The 15,503-nt window shown below is 41.8% G+C and carries 13 protein-coding genes; 7 read left to right on the top strand and 6 right to left on the bottom strand.

Translation table 11 applies throughout. From position 1 onward, the window contains the following. Positions 1-81: 81 nt before the first annotated feature. The 3 genes from ettA (at position 82) to L641_RS0110870 (ending at position 3,221) form a co-directional block, all read left to right on the top strand. A complete protein-coding gene (gene ettA / locus L641_RS0110885) occupies positions 82-1,755 on the top strand; it encodes an energy-dependent translational throttle protein EttA (RefSeq protein ID WP_024601901.1) in 1,674 nt (557 codons plus the stop codon). A 137-nt stretch (positions 1,756-1,892) separates the two neighbouring features. Beyond that, positions 1,893-2,255: a PilZ domain-containing protein gene (locus L641_RS0110875; RefSeq protein ID WP_016899382.1), complete on the top strand. Its 363-nt coding sequence runs from the start codon at positions 1,893-1,895 to the stop codon at positions 2,253-2,255. Positions 2,256-2,312: 57 nt separating this feature from the next. Beyond that, positions 2,313-3,221, top strand: coding sequence for a histone deacetylase (locus L641_RS0110870; protein WP_024601900.1), 909 nt, complete (start codon positions 2,313-2,315; stop codon positions 3,219-3,221). Here L641_RS0110870 and L641_RS0110865 read toward each other — a convergent pair whose 3' ends face one another. Both L641_RS0110865 and L641_RS0110860 read right to left on the bottom strand, forming a co-directional pair. Beyond that, entirely contained in the window at positions 3,222-4,220 is a 999-nt protein-coding gene (locus tag L641_RS0110865) for an AraC family transcriptional regulator ligand-binding domain-containing protein (protein ID WP_024601899.1), read from the bottom strand. Beyond that, entirely contained in the window at positions 4,204-5,112 is a 909-nt protein-coding gene (locus L641_RS0110860; protein ID WP_024601898.1) for a GGDEF domain-containing protein, read from the bottom strand. The genes L641_RS0110865 and L641_RS0110860 overlap by 17 nt, the downstream gene beginning before the upstream one ends. Positions 5,113-5,397: 285 nt before the next feature. On the opposite strand from L641_RS0110860, the gene L641_RS0110855 reads away from it, so the two are divergent. The 4 genes from L641_RS0110855 (at position 5,398) to L641_RS0110840 (ending at position 11,538) form a co-directional block, all read left to right on the top strand. Then, positions 5,398-7,704 carry a TonB-dependent receptor gene (locus tag L641_RS0110855; RefSeq protein ID WP_024601897.1) on the top strand — a complete coding sequence of 769 codons (2,307 nt, stop codon included), beginning with the start codon at positions 5,398-5,400 and terminating at the stop codon, positions 7,702-7,704. A gap of 64 nt (positions 7,705-7,768) precedes the next feature. Further along, positions 7,769-8,743 carry a metallophosphoesterase gene (locus L641_RS0110850; protein WP_024601896.1) on the top strand — a complete coding sequence of 325 codons (975 nt, stop codon included), beginning with the start codon at positions 7,769-7,771 and terminating at the stop codon, positions 8,741-8,743. Positions 8,744-8,754: 11 nt separating this feature from the next. Further along, entirely contained in the window at positions 8,755-10,725 is a 1,971-nt protein-coding gene (locus L641_RS0110845) for a phytase (protein ID WP_024601895.1), read from the top strand. Between the two features lie 135 nt (positions 10,726-10,860). After that, positions 10,861-11,538, top strand: coding sequence for a hypothetical protein (locus L641_RS0110840; RefSeq protein ID WP_013464357.1), 678 nt, complete (start codon positions 10,861-10,863; stop codon positions 11,536-11,538). A gap of 95 nt (positions 11,539-11,633) precedes the next feature. Here L641_RS0110840 and cyoE read toward each other — a convergent pair whose 3' ends face one another. From cyoE to cyoB, 4 genes are read right to left on the bottom strand one after another with little or no spacing between them, the layout of a single operon-like run. After that, a complete protein-coding gene (gene cyoE, locus L641_RS0110835) occupies positions 11,634-12,518 on the bottom strand; it encodes a heme o synthase (RefSeq protein ID WP_008111919.1) in 885 nt (294 codons plus the stop codon). Between the two features lie 9 nt (positions 12,519-12,527). Beyond that, entirely contained in the window at positions 12,528-12,884 is a 357-nt protein-coding gene (cyoD, locus tag L641_RS0110830; RefSeq protein ID WP_024601894.1) for a cytochrome o ubiquinol oxidase subunit IV, read from the bottom strand. Beyond that, a complete protein-coding gene (gene cyoC, locus L641_RS0110825; RefSeq protein ID WP_008111916.1) occupies positions 12,884-13,516 on the bottom strand; it encodes a cytochrome o ubiquinol oxidase subunit III in 633 nt (210 codons plus the stop codon). Before cyoC ends, cyoD begins: the two co-directional genes overlap by 1 nt. Next, positions 13,513-15,501, bottom strand: a complete 1,989-nt coding sequence (gene cyoB / locus L641_RS0110820; protein ID WP_024601893.1) for a cytochrome o ubiquinol oxidase subunit I — start codon at positions 15,499-15,501, stop codon at positions 13,513-13,515. Before cyoB ends, cyoC begins: the two co-directional genes overlap by 4 nt. Between the last annotated feature and the right edge of the window lie 2 nt (positions 15,502-15,503).

Genomic DNA, 15,503 nt, shown 5'->3' with positions numbered 1-15,503 from the left:
CAGCCCCATTCGTTGACTGTTTCACCTGTGAGCCACTACAATACAGCATTGAAATTTTTATTATTATTGAAGGCTTCTTCCATGGTTTTACCTGATAAGTTTATATTCTCGATGAGTCGAGTATCTAAGGTTGTGCCACCAAAACGCACTATCTTAAAAGATATTTCGTTGCATTTTTTCCCTGGTGCAAAAATTGGTGTGCTAGGTCTAAATGGTTCTGGTAAATCATCATTACTACGCATTATGGCAGGTGTTGATGAAGATTTTGAAGGTGAAGCTCGCCCTCAACCAGGCACTAAAATTGGTTACTTGCCGCAAGAGCCTGTTTTGGACGAAAGCAAAACAGTTCGTGAAATTGTTGAAGAAGCTGTGGGTGAAGTAAAACATGCCCTTAACCGCCTTGACGAAGTGTATAACGAATACGCAATGGAAGGCGCTGACTTTGACGCACTGGCTAAAGAGCAAGGTGAATTAGAAGCGATTATTCAAGCGCACGATGGTCATAATATTGATAACGTATTAGAGCGTGCTGCCGATGCTCTGCGTTTACCTGAGTGGGACGCTAAAATTGAGCACCTTTCAGGTGGTGAACGCCGTCGTGTTGCTATTTGTCGTTTGTTACTTGAAAAACCAGATATGCTTATTCTCGATGAGCCAACTAACCACTTAGATGCTGAGTCGGTTGCCTGGTTAGAGCGCTTCTTACATGACTACGAAGGCACCGTTGTGGCAGTAACGCATGACCGTTACTTCCTTGATAATGTTGCTGGCTGGATTTTAGAGCTTGACCGTGGTGAAGGTATTCCGTGGGAAGGTAACTACTCGTCTTGGCTTGAGCAAAAAGATGCCCGCTTACAGCAAGAGCAAAAATCTGAAAAAGCACGTCAAAAATCAATTGCACAAGAACTTGAATGGGTGCGTTCAAATCCTAAAGGTCGTCAAGCTAAATCAAAAGCGCGTATGGCACAGTTTAGCGAGCTACAACAGTCTGATTACCAAAAACGTAACGAAACCAACGAATTGTTTATTCCACCTGGCCCACGTTTAGGTGACCAAGTATTAGAAGTAAACAACTTACGTAAAAGCTTTGGCGACCGTGTTTTAATTGATGATTTAAGCTTTAGCATGCCTAAAGGCGCTATTGTGGGTATTATTGGTGCCAATGGTGCAGGTAAATCAACGCTATTCAAAATGCTAAGCGGTGAAGAGCAGCCAGATAGCGGTAATATCAGCATTGGTGAAACAGTAGAACTGGCAACTGTTGATCAGTTCCGTGGCAACATGGACGAAAGCAAAACGGTATTCCAAGAAATCTCTGATGGCCAAGATGTACTAAAAATTGGTAACTTTGAGTTCCCAAGCCGTGCTTATGTTAGCCGTTTTAACTTTAAAGGTAACGATCAACAAAAGTTTGTTAAAGACTTATCTGGTGGTGAGCGCAACCGTTTACACCTAGCTAAGCTGTTAAAAGCAGGCGGCAACGTAGTGCTACTGGATGAGCCAACCAATGACTTGGACGTTGAAACATTACGTGCTCTTGAGAATGCTATTTTAGAATTCCCTGGTTGTGTCATGTGTATCTCGCATGACCGTTGGTTCCTTGACCGTATTGCTACACACATTTTAGATTACCGTGACGAAGGCCAAATTAACTTCTTTGATGGTAACTACACTGAGTACGAAGAGTGGCTTAAAAAGACCCTTGGCGCAGAAGCTGCACAGCCTAAGCGTATTAAGTACAAAAAAATTGGCTAACAGCCACAGTGAATAAGTTAAAAGCCCTGCATTTTATGCGGGGCTTTTTTATGCGAGCTATTTTTATCTTTGAGCAAATTGGCGTGTTGAGCATTACCAGCTATGCTTATTATAAATAACAACTTTATAAGATTATTATGCAAAACCGTCGGCAATTTTCTCGTATTATGTTCTCTACAGCAGCGCAATTGGAAACGGCTAGCTCCCAGTATGCATGTACCCTATTAGATATTTCTTTACATGGTGCACTGATCACTAAAAGCGATGCCTTTACATGCAACAAAAATGACGAAGCAATATTACGTTTTACCTTGCCACAAAGCGATATTGAAATAAAAATGCCGGTGGTTATTCGTCACATAGAAGAAAACCATATTGGTCTTAAATGTCATAACATTGATATAGACAGCATTACGCATTTAAAGCGCTTGGTTGAACTAAACCTTGCTGATGAAACATTATTACACCGTGAGCTTGAAACGCTTATTTACCAAACATAAATAGACGCACTGCGTGAAGTTGATTACCATAACCAAAAATAATTAAACGACGCAGATATGAGTTTAAATCCCAATCTACCTTTAGTTTATCATCCTAATTACTCGTTTAGTTTTGATCCCAAACACCGCTTTGTAATGAGTAAATTTGCGCAGCTATACCAGCATGTTAAAACCCTTGGGCTTGCTGGCAGCAATATCATAGAGCCACCACATGGTCGTGTTGAAGAGTTAGAAATAGTGCACTGTGAAAACTACATTCACGATTTATGGCATAATCGCCTAGATGAAAAAGCCATGCGCCGTATAGGCCTACCTTGGTCGCAAGCACTAATGAACCGCACATTTACCGCCCCATTAGGGACACTGCAAACTGCGCGTTTAGCGCTTAAAAGTGGTCTTGCGTGCCATTTAGCGGGCGGCACTCACCATGCCCACAGTGATTTTGGCTCGGGTTTTTGCATGGTGAACGATTTAGCTTTTACCGCACAAACGTTAATTCAAAATCGTGAAGTTACCAACGTACTGATTTTTGATTTAGATGTTCACCAAGGTGATGGCACCGCAGCCATGCTGGCTCATCAACCTTATGCGTTTACCTGTTCAATACATTGTGAGAAAAACTTCCCATTTAGAAAGTCTCCTAGCGATTTAGATATTGGTTTAGCCAATAATATGCAAGACGCTGAATACTTAGGTATTGTTGACGATACGCTACAATTTTTATTACACGAGCTTAACCCAGATCTGGTTTTGTATGATGCTGGGGTTGATATTTGGCAAGAGGATGGCTTAGGCAAACTGGATATTAGTTGGCAAGGAATAGAAAAGCGCGACCACATAGTGCTTAAGCGTTGCCTTGCAAATAATACACCTGTAGCCACTGTGATTGGTGGAGGCTATGACAGAGATCATCAGCGCCTAGCAAAACGTCATGGCATTGTTATAGAGCAAGCTGCCAGTTTTTAATTATACTTTTAACTGACTCGGCGTAATACCTGTCCAACGCTTAAATGCACGGCGAAAATTAGGAATATCATAAAATGCAAGCCGATCAGCCACTCGTTCATTACCTTGCTGGCACACCCCCAGTAAATGCAGAGCTTTAAGTTTATTTTGCTCATCTTGTAATTGAGAATAACTGACACCGTGTTGTTTTAACTTACGTTTAAACGTAGCAGAGCTCATGGCAAAATGCTCAGCACTGTTAGCAAGGCTGTTGTTTTTATCACGGTAAATGCGCTGGCACACAGCCTCAACAAAAGACTGTGATACATTCTTATGTAACTCACTTTGCGCTATGCACTGCTGCCACCTAAGCTGACTAGCCTCTGGGTTTGTGCACTTAAGTAGTTGTTTATTAAAGTGCCAACGGGTATAGGGTTGTTCAAACCGTATTCGTAAGCCTAAGTGCTGCTCATATTCTTGAATATGCCGAGGGCGTTTACAGGTAAAGTCAAAATAACAATGTGGATACACATTACATACTCGTTTAAGCAAGCTCATTAACGCAGCGCTATATATTTCAAAACAATAATTTTTTAATGACTCGTCCATACCGATACTCGGTTGCAAGTACAGATATAAATCGTCTTTAAATATATGCTTACGGGTAAATAATAAAGGGGCAATAACGGTACTAATTTGTTGTAATTGCTTTAAAGCCATACCTAAACTGGGGCTTAAACGCACACTTTGCACTGCTGGGCTAACGTCATTAACCAATTGATGACCCAGTAAAAAGCCACTATCATTACTCTTCATTAAGGCTTTAAACTGGCTAATTAAAGCCAATAACTGGGATAAACTAAAGCGCTGTGATAGATCATATAAATCTTGCTCAAAAATACCCGTACCACGCAGCAATTTATGCAGCGGGATCCCTCGCCCTTGAGCAAGCTCCACCAGCGCAGTGATCATTCCCTCCGCGCTGAGGTATTTATCATCTAGGCTAATATACTGCTGCACCTACAAGGGCCTTTTCTTGTTGTAATTGTTGATGTAACTGGCTGGTTTGCTGCACTGGATCTTGCGCTAAATCCATTGCCATGGTGGCGGTTAAAATATGCTGGAACTGTGCGCCTTTGCTTTTTGCGACTTTAAACGCACAATGGTTAAGCGCCGCTTTCATTTGCGCTAGTAATTCTTTGGCTTGGCTTTGGCTGGTATTCGGCATAAGCACAATAAAACAATCGCCAGCATAGCGACAAAGCACATCATTCAAACGGCAATTCATTACTAATAAATCACTAATTTCTCTTAGTAACCTATCACCTTCACTAAAACCAAACTGCGCATTAAACTTTGCAAAATCACGAATATCAATAACGCCTAAAGTGCCGCCTTGCTGCTCTGTTTGTTGTTGCTGCATGAGTGAATGTAAGTAGTTAACTCGGTATAACCCTGTTACAGGACAGACTTTTTCATGCTCTCGCAGATGCGCTTCACGACGACGTAACTGACGATTTAGAACAAACTGTTCTTGGTGCCAATAATAAAGCCCAGCGCTGGTAAGCGACATACCAAACGGCGCTGGCAGTGATTCAAACCAGGTGAGCCATAATTGTGAAGGTTGCTTTAACCACTCATCGAGTAAATCGAGCGTGGCTGAGAACATAAACAAACCTAAACCTAACACTAATAAGGTAGTTACTTTGCCTGGCGGTCGTGAAATAAGTAACGCAACTATCCAGCTGAGTGTCATCAACACAATACCGCCCTCACCAACAATATCGAGCCACGCAATGTCTTGCCATTGCTTAAGTTCGCCAAAGTAAGCGCATATTGCTACAGCAATAACCAATAATAAAATGATGGTGTTGGTTAATTTTGCATGGCTGGTAAATGGGTTATATCGCATTAGGGTGGCTTCTTTAGTCTATGTTGGTCTGCATGCTAGCTTAGTCATGCTGTGTTCGGCAGGGTCATATTGGCTCATTGATATGACATTGAGATTAAAATTTATAGGTATTTAACCTAGTAATAACCATCTTTAGTGCGCTGGAGCCGTGTTTAAACAGCTCAAATGTCTGTTTAAAAAGCACTAAGTTGGCGTTTTGTCAGGAATTAACGGTAAAACTGTCACATTAGCGTCATTAACTTTTTTTAGTTTGCTCACCAAACCAAGGACAACCGGAGCAAATCAATGAAACAATTTAAGTTAAATGCTGTTGTGGCGGCGTTAGCACTGAGCCAATTTAGTGTTAGCGTGAATGCACAAGAACAAACATCACCAAGAGAACCTGAAGTAAAGGTTTCTGAAGAACTTGTGGTATATGGCGAGATTGGTTATCGCAACCGCTCGCAAGAACTAGCGCCCACGCTTGAATACTCACAAGAATACTTTCAGCGCTTTGAACCACTCACCGCAGGTGATGCATTAAAGCGTGTTCCTAGTGTTACTTTTTTATCTGATGTACTGGAATCAGACGGCGCACGTATGCGAGGCTTAAGCCCTGCTTACACAAAAGTACTTATTAATGGCGAGGAAGTTCCGGGCGCAGGTGCTGACCGTTCATTCTTTGTTGACCGTATTCCTGCAGAATTAATTGAGCGTGTAGAAATTATTCGCTCATCTAGTGCCAACCGCTCTGCCGATGCCATAGCAGGTACGCTTAATATTGTACTACGCGATGGCTATAGCTTAGACGGCGGTTATATTCGCGCTGGTGGCTTACGTTATGATGATGGCGAAATAAAAGAGAGCCTTGCGGGCGTTTACGGCACTGAGTTTGCAGGTGGGCGTTTACTGTTAGGCGCTAATTTACAAGGTCGTTATAACCCAAAACAAAAATCAAGCAGACGTTATGGCGATAGCCCTGAAAATAACCCGAATTACGCAACAGACGATTTTGATAACCGTGAAGATCAATCTGATACCCGTGATGGCGATGATACCTCTTTAAATGCCAGCTTTGAGAAGGTATTTGATAATGACGGTAAGTTTGACATTAGTGCTATGTGGGTTGATACCGACCGTACTGAAGACGAACGCTCTTTTGAATACGACAACCCAACGGCAACGTCAGGCTCTGTTGTTGAAGGGGGTAATTTACTCTCAGATAACGCAAACGTTTCGTTTATTAATCAAACCAACTACAACATTAATTCTGGCTATGAATTACCTCTGCTCGGCGGCACCAGTAAATTTAAAGTGGGTTACGCCAGCTTTGAAGAGTCTGTTTACGAACAAGAAGTTGAGCTTGATACCTCAGAACTTCCAATGGTATTTGAAGAAGCAGAAGAAACCGTTGATATCGATGATAAAGAATGGTCATTACAATGGCAGCACAGCTTACTAGTAGGTGATTCAAAAGAAATCCAATTTGGTGCTTTTATACAAGGCAAAGAGCGCGATACCGCTATTTTTGTCGCTGAAGATGAGCTTGAAAAAGACTTTACCAATTGGGATCAATTTACTAAGAATCCACTGACTCTTGCCGGTTTTGACAACGCCTTTGAACCAGTGGCTGGTGGCGTTAATACCCTAGAAGAAGACCGTTTTGATTTATTTGCGCTAATCAAGCATGAAGCGGATGTGTTCTCGTGGGAGATGGGGGTGCGCTGGGAGTCAACTGATTCAAGTATTACTGATACCAATGAAGGCGTAACTGCCGAGAATGATTATGACTTTTTCTTACCGTCGGCTCACTTTCGTTATAGCATCAGCGATAACGGACGAGTCAGTGCCTCTGTTGCTCGCAGCTTACGCCGCCCTGACTTTGACTACATGACACCCGCCTTACTTGAAAAAGAGCTCGCCGATAATGACTTTTTAGGTAACCCAAGCCTTAAACCAGAATCGTCTTGGGGTATCGATTTAGGTTACGAATACCGTTTAGGTAAAAGTGGTGTTGTTGGTGTAAACGTATTTTACCGTGACGTTAGCGACCTTATTGAAATTGCCAGTACCGGTGTTGAAGGCTCTGAAGGCGAAGGCACATTTGTACTGCAACCACAAAATACTGGTGATGGCACAGTTCAAGGTGTTGAGTTTGATTTATCAACTCCACTAAGCGCCTTGAACATGCCTAACACTGGAATCTTCTTAAATTACTCTTGGCTCGACAGTGAAGTTGAAGACAGCTTTGGTAAGCGTAAATTTAATGACCAATCTGATTATGTTTATAACGTAGGCTTTATCCAAGATTTACCAACACTTGGCGCATCATTTGGTGCAACGTACCGTAATCAAGGTGATGCATACGGACGCTTTGTGGGTGAAGAAGTGACAACCTCTTATGGTGCTGATTTAGAGTTATTCGTAGAAAAACGCTGGGAAAATGTAACGCTTCGCCTAGTTGGTTCAAACCTACTTGATGCCAGTAAAGATGAAGTTTTCAACAAGTTTGACTCTCTTGATGATCAAAATAATCGTAACTTTGATGAGTACGAGCTTGAGTCTGAAGAAGCAGGTCCAGTGATTCAAGTAATGCTACGTTACGCATTCTAATCACACGTATTGTCATTTTAAGCACGTATTGGCAAGCCATCGCGTGCTTTTTTGGAGATAGAACATGTTTAAATTGTCTTTCATAATGGCCGCGCTACTGTGCTCATCAGCGCTTAGTGCTGGTGAGCCCGTTATTTATAAAGATGCGCTATATCAACAACAAAAAATAGCCAAGTTAACTACGTTACCTAATAGCCTTAACTTTATGGTTATTGGTGATTGGGGACACAACGGCCACTTTTATCAAAAAGAGGTGGCTCATCAGCTAGAAATCGCCATGTACCAAACCGATGCCGATTTTGTTGTCTCGACCGGCGACAACTTTTACCCAAATGGTGTGGCAAGTGTGAACGATCCTCTTTGGCAATCAGCCTTTGAGAATATATACCACGGCCCTCACACATTTGAAGATTGGTATGTTGTTTTGGGGAATCACGATTACCTTGGTAATGCTCAAGCACAAATTGACTACACAGCAAAAAGTCAGCGCTGGCAATTACCAGCAAGGTACTACAGTAAAACATTTGCACTTGAAAACAACGAGCAAGTGTTAATGGTTTTTTTAGATACCAACCCGATTCAACCTGAATATAAAACCCGTGAAAAATACCGCTCAACCCAAAGTCAAAGCTATCAAACACAATTGGTATGGCTTGAAACCCAACTAGCTGGCAGTAACGCAAAATGGAAAATTGTTGTTGGCCATCACCCGCTTTACTCTAGCGGTAAACGCTTTGGTCGCAACCAAGGTCTTCGCGACATTTTAGAACCTATTTTAGAACGCCATAACGTGCACGTTTATATCGCAGGGCACGAGCACGACTTGCAATACAATCAACCAAAAAATAGCAAGGTGGCTCACTTTGTCTCTGGTGGTGGCAGTGAAGCACGGTTTGTAAAACAACGTGAATTTACCCGCTACGCAGAAGCAACACCGGGCTTTTTAAGTGTCTCTATCAATGGCGAAACGCTAACAATGAGCGCGATTAATCACCTTGGTGAAGTACGTTTTAGCACTGAAAAGCACATAGATAAGTAAAGGATAAAATAATGAACTTTAAACTAAATACAATTTCAGCTGTGCTTGTCAGTGCACTCCTAATGACTGCAGTAAGCGGCTGTACAAGTAATGACGATACGCAAAATAATGCAGCAGTTGCAAAAAAAACATATATTGAAAAAACAGACATTGAAACCAAATTATTTGGCCCACAACAAAACATGCAAGGCTCACAAGCAGCAGCTCTAGGTAATAATCAATGGCTAATGGCGAGCGAAAGCCAGGGCTTATTACTTGCCGATAACGAGAAAAGCAGTGTGCTGTTAGCCGGTAACTTTGAATCAATTTCACTAAAGCAATTATCAGCACAGCAGTTTTTACTCGCCAGCCTTGATAAAAGCCAAGACAACGTAGCTATTTTTAAGCTTATAAAAAATGGCCGAACTTGGCAGCTAAATGAACTCACCCGCATTAGTCCACCTCAAGCCCAGCCTGATACAGTGTGTTTATTTAAAAACAGCAATACCAAGACTGTATCAGCGTTTGTGCCGGATGTTCGCGGCTTGATCAGCGAAACGGTTATTTATGATTTAGCCACTAACCAAGCTAAAAATATCGCAGTACGTGAGTTCTCTGCGGTCACTGAGGCTTCAGGTTGTGCTGTTAATGATGACACCAAAACTCTGTATGTGGGTGAAGCAGATCTCGGAGTGTGGGCTATTAACGCGGATGCAGAATCTGATGCCAATAAGCAGCCTGTGGCTTTGGTACAACCCTACGGCGAATTAAACAGTGAAATTGGGGCCCTATCGATATCACAAGACGGTACTTTATGGCTGAGTGCCACTGATGGTAATGTGGTTTATGCTTACCAAGCTCAAACAGACAAGCTAAGCCAATGGTTACTGGCAGGTGAGCACACAATAGAGTCTGTTGCAGCGAGCTTTATCAATGACAGTCAAGCCCAGCTGGTATTAATTGATGATGAAACAGGCGCTTACATTCAAGCAAACGTTAACTACACAGCGCAAACAGCGACTTCACAAAACAATGTCGCGATGACTCACCTTCATGCCAGCGCACAAACTACACCGGTTGCTGCGTTTGGTGATGCAGCAGATGATCCGGCTATTTGGATTAATGAGCAAGACGCTAAAAAAAGCTTAATTTTAGGCACTGATAAACGTCGCGGCTTGATGGTTTATGACCTTGCTGGCAGCAAAGTACAATCGCTTAATGTTGGCCGTTTAAATAATGTTGATGTGCGCCAACATCAAGGTATAAACAACCAGACCCATACGTGGATCACTGCCAGTAACCGTACTCTTAATAGCATTAGCGTATTTACTGTAGATGGCGATAACCAAGTAAACCATGTGACAGAAATAGCCACTAACCTACCTGAGATTTACGGTATGTGTATGTATTCCTCTGAGTCTGGCCATTACGTGTTTGTTAATGATAAATCAGGTTTATTTCAGCAGTATAAACTCACCGGTGAGCAAAGTAATTTAAGTGGTGAACTGGTTAGAGAGTTTACTCTACCAAGCCAACCTGAAGGCTGTAGTGCTGATGATAATCTAGGCCAACTATTTGCAGGTGAAGAAGATGCAGGCATTTGGTATATCGGTGCAGAGCCTACCGCTGGTAACAAAGCAGTAAAGCTACAAAGTGTTAATGAGCAACTGGTGGCAGATGTTGAAGGTATGGAAATTTATCATGCTAATGATGCTCGCTATTTAGTAGTATCAAGCCAAGGCGATAATAGCTATGTGCTTTATAAAATCTCAGATGACACAGAGCCTAGTCTAAGCTTTGCAGGTAAGTTTAATGTAATTGCAAACCTAGATAAAGGCATTGATGGCGTAGGTGAAACTGACGGTTTAACCGTTACAGCAACGGCTGTGCCTGGTTATCCTGAAGGCATGCTTATAGTACAAGATGGCTACAATCGCATGCCCCTACAACCACAAAACTTTAAAATTATTGACTGGCGCGAAGTGAAAAAAGCAATTAGATAATAGCTAACCCTAAATGTACTGATACACGCTAAAGCTTTAGTGTGTATCACGTTTAAGCTTTACTAAAATATAACTAAAGATAATTATGTATAAATGTATACTACACTTTATATCTATAAATTAATTGAGGTTATTATGCGGCTACCCTACTTCGTATATTTATTTATCAGCATTATATTTTGTACCAGCTCGCTTGCTAATGCCGAAGAGCCACCAGAACTTCCGCCATTAAACCCCAAGTATGAAGCAGAGCATGCCATGGTATTAGTTAATAAGGGTTCAAGTGTATACGCGATTAACATTCCAAGCTTTGAGCTTCCTTATGATGTACATGTTATGTACAAGGTAGATGTATCTGATATTCCATTTTTAGATTTAGTACGTGACGCTGAGTTAGTTACAGTAAAATCAAAGCCGTTTAATATTCAACGCTTAATGCGAGGCGAAGAAGTCGCGATTACCGCAGATGTATACCTTGGAGATTTTAGACAAGGAGGTAGCTTAGTTTACAGTGATAAATTAATAGAGCTTAGCGAGCAGTTATTTACTCGTGAGCTAACTGATTTAAGCCCAGCCTCAAAATGGCAACAGTACGATATGGTTACGCTAAAAAATAATGAGCGTATTTATATTCACCAAATAACTCAGCCACCAAGCTATCATCATATTATGTTTGTTGATTTAAGTGGTGCCTGTTTACAAAAGTTTCGCACCTCAACTGAAGTGCCCTCTGCTGGTGAGCTCAATTATAAGTTTATAAATTGTGGCACATTGAAACCGATGTTTTATGATGCTGAAAGCTTAAGTAAATAACTTAGCCTTGTTTTAGGGACGAAAAAAGGCTCCTCGCAATGCTCAGAGCCTTTGGTTAACTTTGGGAATTAACTCGGTTCATTGATCGTTTAAGATCAGTTTAGCGCCACTAGTTGTGGCGCAATTGTTTGATAATCTACCGCCATGGCAATACTCAAAGCGGTAATATTAATAATAGAAAACGCAAACACTTGGCGTGCCCAACGGGTGGTGTCTATGTTGTAGCGATATCCTCTAAGTGCCATGAGTAACCACCAAAAACTGGTAATACAGGCAACGGCCATAAAGGCAGCACCGGTATAACCACTAATTGGCAATAGCATCACCACTAAAGCATATACCGCAATATAAAGCACAATATGGCGCTTAGCTTTGTTAACACCTTGCGCCACGGGCAATACTGGAATATTAGCGGCTTGGTAATCTTTAAAGCGAAAAATAGCAATCGCATATGAGTGCGGCATTTGCCACAAACTAAACATCACCAACAGTATTAATGCACCCATATCGAACACACCCGTAACGGCGCAATAGCCAACAACAGGTGGAACTGCGCCCGACAGACTACCAATAAAGGTGCCGTAAACAGAGTTGCGTTTCATGTAGAGGCTGTACACCCCTACATAAATGACATAGCCAAAGGCGGCAAAAAATACCGCCGCTTGAGTGGTAAAGGCGATTAATAAGCCAAAGCCAATTAGCCCTAATAACACGCCATGGCTTAAAGCGGCTTTTGCAGACATTTCGCCCGTTACAGTTACACGTGAGCGAGTACGTGCCATAGCAACATCAATGTCTCTATCTATAACATTGTTTATGGCACATCCCGATGCAACGACAAGCGATAAACCAACCAAGGTAACCAACATTAACCATGGGTCTATATCACCGCGGGCGGCAAGTAAAAAACCACCGGCAACGCTGATCAAATTCCCCATAATAATACCTGGCTTAGTAACAGCTAAATAACGACGAAACATCTGAAACCTCTAATACATCATCATTGCGTTTGATTCATAAATGATCCAAACAGACAGTCCAACCACCATGACGATGATCAACGCGCTAAACAAGAAGGTAAAGGTATTCGCTTTGCCTTCATCGGTGGTGAAATTAAGGTGTAAAAAGTATTTTAAATGCACCCAAATTTGCACGATTGCAAAAGTAACGATACTCAAAAGCGTGGTGACTTTTGAAAAATCGCCCTCCATCACCATCCAAAATGGAATGGCCGTTAAAATCACTGACAAGACAAAACCAATAAGATAGGTTTTTACACTGCCGTGTGACTGATCATGATGTTGGCTTTGCATTTTCGCTAAAGCATGCGTTTCGCTATGGCTCATTACATTGCTCCCATTAAATAAACAACAGTAAATACACAAATCCACACAATATCTAAAAAGTGCCAAAATAAGCTTAAGCAACTTAGGCGCGTGACGGTTTGTTTACCTAAACCGCGCTTGATCACTTCTATCATCATTATGCTCATCCAGATAAGGCCTGCAGTTACATGTAAACCATGCAAACCCACTAATGAGAAAAACGATGTTAAAAAAGCACTTTGCTGTGGGCCATTGCCATGAACAATTAAATGATGGAACTCATAAATTTCCATGCCAATAAACACCGCGCCTAAACAAAAAGTGACCGCGAGCCAACCAAGCGTCAGCGCCTTTTTTTGCCCTTGAGCGGCAATCATGGCAAAACCAAAAGTGATACTACTAATAAGTAGCGCCGCAGTTTCTACGGCAACAAAATCAAGCTCAAAAATATCTTTGCCCGATACACCACCTGCGGTGTTCATATAAAGCACTGCGTAGGTTGCAAAAAATGAGGCAAATAAAAGGCAATCGGTCATTAAATAAAGCCAAAAGCCAAAGATTGTATCGCCAGAGGTATCGTGATGCTCATGCGTATGACTTACGCTATGAGGCTCTAAATTTACATGGCCTTGAGTTGCAGATAACGTACTCATGCGCTTACCTCCTTCGTATTACTGGCAATATGCGCGCCTTCTATTTGTAATATTTCATCGTTTTGCACGTAGTAATCTACATCGCTGGTGTAAGCACGGTTAATAAACAGCGCAATCGCGCCAATAAAACCAAGCCCTGCTAGCCACCAAATATGCCAGATCATGGCAAAACAAAACGCCGTTAAACTCGCAGCAATAAGCACACCCGATGCGGTATTTTTTGGCATATGAATTGGGCTATAGCTAGATTTACCTTGATAAGCTAGGCCTTTTTCTTTCATATCAGTCCATGTATCAATATCATCAACATGCGGGATTTCAGCAAAGTTATAATATTGTGGTGGTGATGACGTTGACCATTCAAGGGTGTGACCGTTCCAAGGATCGCCGGTGGTGTCATCAAGCGCTTCGCGGTTTTTAAAGCTCACATAAAGCTGAATAACTTGGCAAATAATACCGAACATAATAATCACGGCGCCCACTGCAGCAATATAAAGCCAGATATTCCAATCAGGATTATTTGAGTGATTTAAGCGACGTGTCATGCCTAAAAAGCCAAGTACGTACAATGGCATAAAGGCTACAAAGAAACCGATTAACCAACACCAAAATGATGCTTTACCCCAACGTTCATCAAGCTTAAAGCCCATTGCTTTGGGGAACCAAAAAACAAAACCAGCTAAGTAACCAAATACTGCGCCACCAATAATGGTGTTATGAAAATGAGCGATTAAGAATAAGCTGTTATGCAATACATAATCGGCACCAGGGATTGCTAGTAATACCCCCGTCATACCACCAATACTGAAGGTAACCATAAAACCAAGCGTCCACAGTACGGGCACAGTAATGCGCAAGCGACCACGGTAAATAGTAAACAACCAACTAAATAACTTAACCCCAGTAGGGACAGCAATGACCATGGTCATTACCCCAAAGAAGGCATTTACATTAGCGCTTGAACCCATAGTAAAGAAGTGGTGTAACCATACAATAAAGCCAAGAATAGAAATGGCACCGCTGGCATATACCATCGATTTATAACCAAATAAACGTTTACCAGTGAAGGTCGACACTATTTCAGAGAAGATACCAAAAGCTGGTAATACTAAAATGTATACCTCTGGGTGGCCCCATGCCCAAAACAGGTTGATATACATCATGGCGTTACCGCCTGCTTCATTAGTGAAGAAGTGGAAATCTAAATAACGGTCTAGCGTTAGCATGGCGAGCACTGCGGTTAAAATTGGAAATGATGCCGCAATTAAGATATTTGCCCACGTACATGCCCATGTGAAAATTGGCATTTTCATCAGAGTCATACCAGGGGCACGCATTTTAAATACTGTCACTAGGAAGTTAACAGCGGTTAATAGCGTACCGAGCCCCGATATTTGCAAAGCCCAAATATAATAATCGACCCCCACCCCAGGGCTAAAGGTCAACTCCGATAACGGTGGGTAAGCAACCCAGCCTGTTTTGGCAAATTCACCAAATATAAGTGATAAATTTATTAAAATGGCGCCACTGGCAGTAAACCAAAAACTTAAATTATTTAAAAATGGAAAAGCCACATCACGGGCACCAATTTGCAGTGGTACAACAATATTCATTAAACCAATCATAAATGGCATCGCCATAAAGATGATCATAATAACGCCATGAGCAGTGAATATTTGGTCGTAATGCTCTGGCGGCAGATAACCTGGCGCGCCACTGGTAGCAAGCGCTAACTGCGCACGCATCATAATGGCATCAGAAAAACCACGAAACAGCATGATTAGTGCTAATAAAATGTACATAACGCCTAAGCGTTTATGATCAACCGAGGTGATCCAGTCACGCCAAAGCACACCCCATTTTTTATATTTTGTTATTAGCCCAGCTATAATAAGCCCGACAACAGCAATCACCGCCATGGTAACCATGATAATAGGTTCATGAAACGGAATTGCATCTATAGATAATTTACCTAAAAACGACATGA

The organism is Pseudoalteromonas sp. TB41 (genome assembly GCF_000497975.1).
Lineage (GTDB): Bacteria > Pseudomonadota > Gammaproteobacteria > Enterobacterales > Alteromonadaceae > Pseudoalteromonas > Pseudoalteromonas tetraodonis.
This window is presented reverse-complemented; position numbering and strand designations above follow the sequence as displayed.